The sequence below is a fragment of the Pseudomonas sp. HMSC057H01 genome (genome assembly GCF_001836405.1).
Lineage (GTDB): Bacteria > Pseudomonadota > Gammaproteobacteria > Pseudomonadales > Pseudomonadaceae > Pseudomonas > Pseudomonas aeruginosa.
The window spans coordinates 1-2,331 of the sequence record NZ_KV828472.1; the positions used below are offsets into that span (position 1 = coordinate 1).

3 protein-coding genes are annotated in these 2,331 nt (G+C 62.2%); all 3 read right to left on the reverse strand.

The genetic code is table 11. The annotated features are described in order from the left end of the window. Positions 1 to 104 precede the first annotated feature (104 nt). The 3 genes from HMPREF2581_RS15415 to HMPREF2581_RS15425 all read right to left on the reverse strand — a co-directional run bounded on the left by HMPREF2581_RS15415 (position 105) and on the right by HMPREF2581_RS15425 (position 2,210). The gene (locus tag HMPREF2581_RS15415) at positions 105 to 1,415 is read right to left on the reverse strand and encodes an MFS transporter (protein WP_003139161.1); all 1,311 of its coding nucleotides are present in this window, start codon (positions 1,413 to 1,415) and stop codon (positions 105 to 107) included. A 9-nt stretch (positions 1,416 to 1,424) separates the two neighbouring features. Next, a complete protein-coding gene (locus HMPREF2581_RS15420; protein WP_025297819.1) occupies positions 1,425 to 1,682 on the reverse strand; it encodes a metal-sensing transcriptional repressor in 258 nt (85 codons plus the stop codon). A gap of 135 nt (positions 1,683 to 1,817) precedes the next feature. Then, a complete protein-coding gene (locus HMPREF2581_RS15425; protein ID WP_003139163.1) occupies positions 1,818 to 2,210 on the reverse strand; it encodes a hypothetical protein in 393 nt (130 codons plus the stop codon). Positions 2,211 to 2,331: the final 121 nt, after the last annotated feature.

Sequence of the window (2,331 nt, forward strand, 5' to 3'; positions counted from 1 at the left end):
CACGCGCAGGCCCGCGAGGGCCGGAGTTGCGCCACCGGGCGCAGCAAAAAGGGGGCCGAAGCCCCCTTGGTCAAGTTAGATCGCGTTTGGCGAAGGACACAACGCTACATGCGTGGCCAACCTTGATGTAGGTCGTCCACGATCAGAAGGTGGTGGTGTCGGCCCTGGCCTGAATGTTCGCGCATATGCGGATGATCCGGCGGTAGATCCGGGTGGTCATGGGCGATATCCGATGGATCGCCGGCAGGCCAAAGCATTAGCGCAAGCACTACACCGGCAAGGCCAATCAATGACATAACGATGAAGGTTGATTGCAGTCCAAAGGCAGCACCGAAGCGTCCCGCCAGCGGGTAGCAGATCAGCCAGCAGGCATGTGACAGCGCAAACTGTGCAGCGAATAGCGCAGGCCGATCCTCGGCATGGGCGGAACGGCGCAGCAGCCGACCAGAAGGCGTTTGTGCCACGCTGTAGCCGAAACCAATCACCAGCCAAAGTGGAAGCAACAGAACATAAGACGGAATCAGCGCCCCGATGGCCGTACCGATAACCAGCACCGCCGCTCCCGTGACCATGACAGGTCGATCCGCTAATTTGTTGAGCAGCCCAGGCAGTGCAAATGCAGCGATCATCGAGCCGCCCCCAAACGCCGCCAAAGCCCAAGCTACTTCTGCTTCGCCAAGGCCGAAGCGTGCCTTCACGATGACCACCGTATTCACTATCACCATCGCGCCTGCTGCTGACACGGCAAGGCTAACTGCCAGAAGTCCCCGCAGCCGCGGCGTTGCAAGGTAGAGGCGAACGCCCCGCGTGGTGCGCTCCCAGATGCCGCGACGTGGGCCGGGTGTCGAGGCGGGCAACACCACGCTGACCACCAGCGCGGCCGAGACAAGGAAGCCAAGCACTGTCCCGGCAAACAGGTTGTGGAAGCTGATGATGGTCAGCAGCGCAGCCGCCAGCATCGGGGAAACCAGGCTTTCAAGGTCGTAGGCCAGCCGCGAGAGCGACAGCGCCTTCGTGTACTCCTCCTCGTCAGGCAGGATGTCCGGGATGGTCGCCTGAAAGGTCGGCGTGAATCCGGCAGAAGCCGCCTGCAACACGAAGATCAGGAGATAGATTTGCCAGACCTCGGTGACGAAGGGCAGGCAGAGAGCCACGGCGGCTCGAATCAGGTCAAGTGCGACCAGCAGCGACCTACGCGGCAAGCGGTCGGCGAACGCCTGAGCGATCGGGGCGATGCCGACATAAGCAAGCATCTTGATAGCCAGCGCCGTACCAAGCACCGCTCCGGCGTCCGCGCCCGCCAGTTCGTAGGCGAGTAGGCCCAGCGCCACAGTCATCAGGCCGGTGCCCACTAGCGCGATCACTTGCGCAGCGAACAGGTGGCGATAGGTGCGGTTCTTAAGGACAGCGAGCATAAGTCGGCCTCATAGGAGTTTTGCGAGTGCCTTCATTTCGCCCATGACGGAAGCGGCGTCATGGTCAAGGCAATGTTCGATGTGGTCGTGGATCAGAGCACGCTTTGCTGCCGTTACCGCGCTTTCAACCGCTGAAAGCTGGCGGGCAATATCGAGGCAAGGTTCCTCCGCCTCGATCATGCCGATAACGTGTCGAAGGTGGCCTTCGGCACGCTTGAGCCGCTTCACAAGGGCAGGATGACTGGTGTGTTTGTGTGATTCCGTCATACGGAAATTGTATCCCCCTAGGGGGGATACGTCTAACGGCAATAATGCTTTGCCACAAATGGAGTGACGTGCCAGCGCAGCAGAAGAAAGTGCGCCATCCCGCAGGGACGACGCACCGAAGGCAGCGCGGCGCGATCAGCTCGTCGCCGTTGCCGTCATCGACTGCAACTGGTCGATCACGCCAAGCTCAACGAACACGCAAGCCTGCTTCTCCGCGATCGGCACGTTGAACACCTGCGCGAACACCGAGCGCCGCAGATGGGCCAGCCGGCCCGTGCGATACGCCTGCTCGGGCTTCATGCACCCGCCGCCCTGAGCGCCGCTGCGCTGCGGATCGCATTCGACCAGCGCGACAAAGCCGTCATCGGACAGCTTCTGATGCTCGGGACACAGGCCCCAGCCGGTCGCCGTGTGGCGCTCCATGCTCGCGCGCAGGCGCTTGTCCAGCAGGATCGCGCCGGTATCGAACGCCGTGCCGCAGACCAGGCAAACGTGCTGTTCGAGGGAAACGTGTGATTTGTCGTTCATGACGATTCTCCGGTTGCAAGGGCGGAATTGCCCGGAACCGTCGAAGTCACGGCGCAGCGCAGCAGTCAGGGGTCAAGGACGGCCGCCGGACGCAAGCGCCATCGGCGCGCAGCCCTTGACG